Origin of the sequence: Streptomyces carminius, from assembly GCF_002794255.1 — a bacterium.
Classification (GTDB): domain Bacteria; phylum Actinomycetota; class Actinomycetes; order Streptomycetales; family Streptomycetaceae; genus Streptomyces; species Streptomyces carminius.
On the sequence record NZ_PGGW01000006.1, the window covers coordinates 1 to 6,003 of the forward strand.

At 69.1% G+C, this 6,003-nt stretch carries 5 protein-coding genes; all 5 read right to left on the reverse strand.

Features of this window, described 5'->3' with window-relative positions; all coding sequences use genetic code 11:
- Positions 1–1,059 carry an ABC transporter ATP-binding protein gene (locus CUT44_RS00565; protein ID WP_100200096.1) on the reverse strand — a complete coding sequence of 353 codons (1,059 nt, stop codon included), beginning with the start codon at positions 1,057–1,059 and terminating at the stop codon, positions 1–3.
- An 11-nt stretch (positions 1,060–1,070) separates the two neighbouring features.
- Positions 1,071–2,141: an ABC transporter permease gene (locus CUT44_RS00570; protein WP_100200097.1), complete on the reverse strand. Its 1,071-nt coding sequence runs from the start codon at positions 2,139–2,141 to the stop codon at positions 1,071–1,073.
- Positions 2,134–3,057: an ABC transporter permease gene (locus CUT44_RS00575; protein WP_100200098.1), complete on the reverse strand. Its 924-nt coding sequence runs from the start codon at positions 3,055–3,057 to the stop codon at positions 2,134–2,136. Before CUT44_RS00575 ends, CUT44_RS00570 begins: the two co-directional genes overlap by 8 nt.
- A 57-nt stretch (positions 3,058–3,114) precedes the next feature.
- Positions 3,115–4,743 carry a peptide ABC transporter substrate-binding protein gene (locus CUT44_RS00580; protein WP_100200099.1) on the reverse strand — a complete coding sequence of 543 codons (1,629 nt, stop codon included), beginning with the start codon at positions 4,741–4,743 and terminating at the stop codon, positions 3,115–3,117.
- A gap of 236 nt (positions 4,744–4,979) precedes the next feature.
- A partial coding sequence (locus CUT44_RS00585) for an ABC transporter ATP-binding protein (RefSeq protein WP_100200100.1) occupies positions 4,980–6,003 on the reverse strand: 1,024 nt, incomplete at its 5' end.

Here is a 6,003-nt window from a genome sequence, read left to right on the forward strand (position 1 = left end):
TCAGCCATGGATGGTCTCCTCCCAGAAGTGGCAGGCACTGCGGCGCCCGGTCAACTCGGTGCCGTCCGACTCGGTCACCCGGTACAGCGGCGGCACATCCACCCGGCACACCTCCCGCGCCCGCGGACACCGCGGATTGAACGCACACCCGGACGGAATACTCGTCAGACTCGGCGGCAGCCCCTGAATCGCATACAGCTCCCGCCCCTTGTGATCCAGCCGCGGAATCGAATCCAAAAGACCCCGCGTATACGGATGCGCCGGACGCTCGTACAACTCGTGCACCGGAGCCGTCTCCACGATCCGCCCCGCGTACATCACCGCGATCTTGTCCGCCACATCCGCCACCACCCCCAGATCATGCGTGATCAGGATCAGCCCCATGTGATACTCCCGCTGCAACTCCCCCAGCAGCTCCATCACCTGGGCCTGCACCGTCACATCCAGCGCCGTCGTCGGCTCGTCCGCGATGATCAGATCCGGCTCCAGCGCCAACGCCATCGCAATCATGATCCGCTGCCGCATACCACCGGAGAACTGATGCGGATAATCGTTCACCCGCGCCCGCGCCGCCGGAATCCGCACCCGGTCCATCAACTCCACCGCCCTCGCCTTCGCCTCCTTCCGCGAAAGCCCGCGATGGACCCGGAACATCTCCCCCAACTGGAAACCCACGCTGTACACCGGATTCAACGCCGACAACGCGTCCTGGAAGATCATCGCGATCTTCCGTCCCCGCACCCGGCGCCGCTCCTCCTCCGGCAGCTTCAGCAGGTCCCGCCCCTGGAAGAGGACCTCCCCCTTCGGGATCCGGCCCGGCGGCATGTCGAGGATCCCCATGACCGCCTGCGCGGTCACCGACTTCCCCGACCCCGACTCCCCCAGCACCGCCAGCGTCTCGCCCGCGGACACCGAGCAGTCCACCCCGTTGACCGCCCGCACCAGGCCGTCCCGCGAGGTGAACTCCACATGCAGGTCGCGGACCTCCAGCAGCGGCCCGCCGTCTCCACCACCGGTGTCCCTCTCCGGGACCGGGGCGGTCTTGTCGATGGTGGTCACGTACGCCTCCCTCAGCGCAGCTTCGGATCGAGGGCGTCGCGCACCGCGTCGCCGAGCATGATGAACGCCAGCACCGTGACGCTCAGCGCGGCGGCCGGGTAGAGCAGGATGTGGGGCGCGTTGCGGAACTGCATACCGTCGGAGGCGTTGGAGATGGCCACTCCCCAGGAGACGGTCGGCGGCTGGAGTCCGATGCCCAGGAAACTCAGCGTGGCCTCCAGCGCCACGTAGGTGCCCAGCGCGATGGTGGCGACCACGATCACCGGCGCGACGGCGTTCGGCAGCACATGGCGCAGCAGCACCCGCCCGCTGCCGGCGCCCAGCGCCCGGGCGGCCTGCACGTAGTCCGCCTCCTTGACCGAGACCACCGAGCCGCGCGCGATCCGGGCCACCTGCGGCCAGCCCAGCAGCACGATCACCAGGACGACCGGCCAGACCCCCGCGGTCTTGATCATGGCGAGGAAGACCAGGCCGCCGAGGACGATCGGGATGCCGAAGAAGACGTCGGTCAGCCGGGAGAGGAGGCCGTCCGTCCAGCCGCCGAAGAACCCGGCCAGGCCGCCCAGCGTCCCGCCGAGGAGCGCGGTCCCCAGCGTGGCGCACACGGCGACCGCGATGGAGGCACGGGCGCCGTACACGGTGCGGGCGTAGACGTCGCAGCCCTGGGCGTCGAACCCGAACCAGTGGCCCGGGACGGGGCCGCCGAGTGATCTGCCCAGGTCGCAGGAGAGGGGATCGCGGTCGGTGAGCAGGCCGGGCCAGAGGGAGACCGTCACCAGGAAGAGGATCAGCACGGCCGAGACCAGGAAGACCGGGTTGCGGCGCAGATCGTGCCAGGCGTCCGACCACAGGCTGCGGGCCTCGCCCCGGCCACCCGCCCTGCGGTGCGCTCCCCGCTGCCGCCGCCGTCCGCTCCGTCCGCCGCCGCGTCCGCCCGGTCCGCCCGGTCCGTCTCCGGCCGGGAGGCCCGCGGCGGGGTCGGTCCCGGCGGCGCCCGGATCCAGGGTGACGCTCGCGCCGGCGGCGGGCGGGCCGGGCACGGGCGGGCCGTCGGACAGGGGGTCGAAGCGTGGTTCAGGCATACCGGATCCTCGGGTCGAGCACGGCGTACAGGAGGTCCACGAGCAGGTTGGCCAGCAGGAAGACGAGGACGAGGATCGTCACGAAACCGACCACGGTCGGGGAGTTCTGGCGCAGGACGCCCTGGTAGAGCTGATAGCCGACGCCCTGGATGTTGAAGATCCGCTCGGTGACCAGGGCGCCGGCCATCAGGCTGCCGACATCGGCGCCGAGGAAGGTGATCACCGGGATCAGCGAGTTGCGCAGCAGGTGGTGGGTGACCACCCGGCGCTCCGGCAGGCCCTTGGCCCGCGCCGTGCGGACGTGGTCGGCCCGGGTGTTCTCGGCGACCGAGGTGCGGGTGAGCCGGGCGATGTAGGCCAGCGAGACCAGCGCCAGGACCGTGCCCGGCAGCAGCAGTTCGCCGAACGTGGCCTGCGAGCTGACGGCCGGGCTGGTCAGCGGCCACTTCACGCCCAACAGGAACTGCAGGGTGGCACCGGTGACGAAGGTCGGGACGGAGATCACCACCAGGGTCAGCAGCAGCACCGAGGTGTCCACGGCGCGGCCCCGGCGCAGCCCGCACACCACCCCGAGCAGGATGCCCGCCACGATCTCGATGACGATCGCGACCAGCATCAGCCGCATGGTGACCGGAAGCGCGGTGACCATCAGGTCGACGACGGGCCGGCCGTTGAAGGCGGTGCCGAAGTCACCGCTGAAGATCTTGCCGAGGTAGAGCAGGTACTGCTGCCACAGCGGCTTGTCGAGGTGGAACTCGGCGCGCAGCCGGGCGGCGGTGGCCGGGTCGGGGGCCCGGTCGCCGAAGAGGCCGGCGACCGGGTCGCCCAGCGCGTAGACCATCACGAAGATCAACAGGGTCGTCCCGGTGAACACCGGGACCATCTGGAGCAGTCGGCGGATGACGTAGCGCCCCACGGGGGTGCCTCCTCCTCGGGCGGGTCCCGTCGGGCGGATCGCCGGCGGGAGGGAGCGTCAGACGACCTCGATGTCGGTGAAGACGGGGACGGAGAAGGCGTTGAGCTTGACGTCGCGCACCCGGTCGGAGTAGCCGGCGGTGCCGTTCTGGTACCACAGCGGGACGGCCGGGAGGTCCTGGAGCAGGAGCTTCTCCGCCTTCCGGAAGAGGGCGACCGCCTCCTTCCCCTCGACCGCGTTGGCCCGGTCGAGCAGCTCGTCGAACTCCTCGCTGCTGTATCCGGAGTCGTTGGAGGAGGCGTCGGTGTAGTACAGCGGCTGGAGGAAGTTCTGGATCAGCGGGTAGTCCATCTGCCAGCCGGTGCGGAACATGCCGGTCATCTCCTCGGCGACGACGTCCTTGCGGTAGTCGGCGAAGGTGCCCACCGGCTTGACCCGGCAGGCGCCGCGGTCGTCCAGGACGTTCTTGATGCTGTTGCAGACGGCGTCCATCCACTGGCGGTGCGAGCCGGCGTCCACGTTGGAGGTGAGGGTCACGCTCCCGCCGGGCAGCCCGCCCGCCTCCTCGATGAGCTTCCTGGCCCGCCCGGGGTCGTAGGAGCAGGTCTGTCCGCACAGCCCCGCGGCGTAGCCGCCGTCGGGGCCGAGCACGGGCGAGGTGAGGTCGGTGGCCGGGACGCGGGTGCCGTGGTAGATCCGCTCGGTGATCGACTTCCGGTCGATCGCCATGGAGAGGCCCTGACGGACCTTGCGTGCGTCCTCGCCCTGCCACTCCTTGCGGTAGAGGGGGAAGCTGACGGTCTGGATGATCCCGGCGGGCTGGTTGACGTAGCGGCCGTCCAGGTCCCGCTCGGCGTTCCCCAGCTGGGAGGCGGGGATGTCGTCGGCGATGTCGAGGTTGCCGGCCTGGAGGTCGGTGTAGGCGGTGTTGCTGTCGGTGTAGACCCGCAGTTCCACGCCCTCGTTCCGGGCCTTGTCCGTACCGCTGTAGTCCTCGTTCCGGGACAGCCGCATGACCTGTCCCCGGGAGTAGGAGTCGATCTTGTACGGTCCGTTGCCGACCGGTTTCTCCAGCCATGCCTCGCGGTCCTCGAAGAAGGACTCGGGCAGCGGCGCGTAGGCGTTGTAGCCGAGGGTCTGGGGCCACAGGGAGAACTTCTGGTTGAGCCGCACCGTGAAGACGTAGTCGCTCAGCGCCTTCAGCCCGGACATGGTCTCGGCCGTCGGCTTGGCGCCCTCGTCCGCCGGATGGACCTCGTCGTAGCCCTCGATGTACTGGAAGAAGTACGAGTTGATCTGGTTGTTGGTGACCAGGGCGCCGTAGTTCCAGGCATCCACGAAGGAGCTCGCCGTGACCGGTGAGCCGTCACCGAACTTCCAGCCCTTCTTGAGGGTGACCGTGAAGTTCCGCTGGTCCTCGGTCTCGATCGACTCGGCCACGGCGTTCACCGCCTCGCCGGTCTCCGGGTCGTAGCGCTTGAGGCCCCGGAAGATCATGTCGAGGACCTTGCCGCCCTGCACCTCGTTGGTGTTCGCGGGCTCCAGCGGGTGCTGCGGGTCGCCCCACGAGGCGCGTACCACTCCGTTCCCGGAGCTGTCGGCCTCCCCGCTGCCGCAGGCGGTGGCCAGCGCGGCCAGGACCGTCACTGCCGCGATGGCCCCGGTGAACCGCTTGGTTCGGCGCATGAGGTGTCTCCCTGGATCCCGGCTTTTCTTCCCATAAGACCCATATCACCTCATCGACACCATTTTCCCGCACGCCCGGGCGGGTACGCGGAGCGCGCCCGGAGAAACCCCCGGATGCCGGACGGCCCCTCCCGCCGGGAGGGGTGCGCGACTCCGGGGCGCGCACGCATACGCCGGGGCGCCCGGACCGGTTCGGTCCGGGCGCACCGGCGGTGGTTCGGGTGCCGCGCCGTGCCTCAGGCCGCGTGCACCACGTCCTTCTCCTCGGCGAAGTGGCAGGCCGAGGGGTGCGCGGCCGGGGAATCACTGCCCGCGAAGCGTTCGGGCACCGCCAGCAGCGGCACCTCCTGCGCACACCGCTCCTGCGCCTTCCAGCACCGGGTACGGAACCGACACCCCGACGGCGGATCCGCCGGCGAGGGCACATCCCCCGACAAGATGATCCGCTCCCGCCGCTCCCGCCCCCGCGGATCCGGCTGCGGCACCGCCGACAACAACGCCTGCGTATACGGATGCGTCGGATGATCATAGATCTCCGCATCCGAACCGACCTCCGCCATCTTCCCCAGATACATCACCCCCACCCGATCCGAGATATGCCGCACGATCGACAGATCATGCGCAATGAAGATGTACGACAGATCGAACTCCTCCTGCAGCCGCTCCATCAAATTCACCACCTGCGCCTGCACCGACACATCCAGCGCCGAGACCGGCTCATCACAGATGATCACCTCAGGATTCAGCGCCAACCCCCGCGCGATCCCGATCCGCTGCCGCTGCCCACCCGAGAACTGATGCGGATACCGGTTGATGTACTCCGGATTCAACCCCACCACATCCAGCAACTCCCGCACCCGCCGCCGCCGATCCCCCTTCGGCGCCACCTCCGGATGAATATCGAACGGCTCCCCGACGATATCCCCCACCGTCATCCGCGGATTCAACGACGTGTACGGATCCTGGAACACCATCTGAATGTTCCGCCGCACCGCCTTCAACGCCCGACCCGACAACCGCGTGATGTCCTCACCCCTGTACCGGATCTCCCCCGCCGTCGGACGCTCCAGACCCATCAACACCTTCGCCACCGTCGACTTGCCACACCCCGACTCACCGACGATCCCCAGCGTCTCCCCCTGAAACAGCGTGAACGACACATCATCCACCGCCCGCACCGCACCCACCCGACGCCGGAACACCACACCCCGCGTCAGCGGAAAATGCTTCACCAACCCCCGCACCTCAAGAACCGGCTCC

What these genes read in the sequence shown, in the direction of transcription:
- CUT44_RS00570 (WP_100200097.1), bottom strand. Translation starts at nt 2,141, where the DNA reads ATGCCTGAACCACGCTTCGACCCCCTGTCCGACGGCCCGCCCGTGCCC.
- CUT44_RS00580 (WP_100200099.1), bottom strand. Translation starts at nt 4,743, where the DNA reads ATGCGCCGAACCAAGCGGTTCACCGGGGCCATCGCGGCAGTGACGGTC.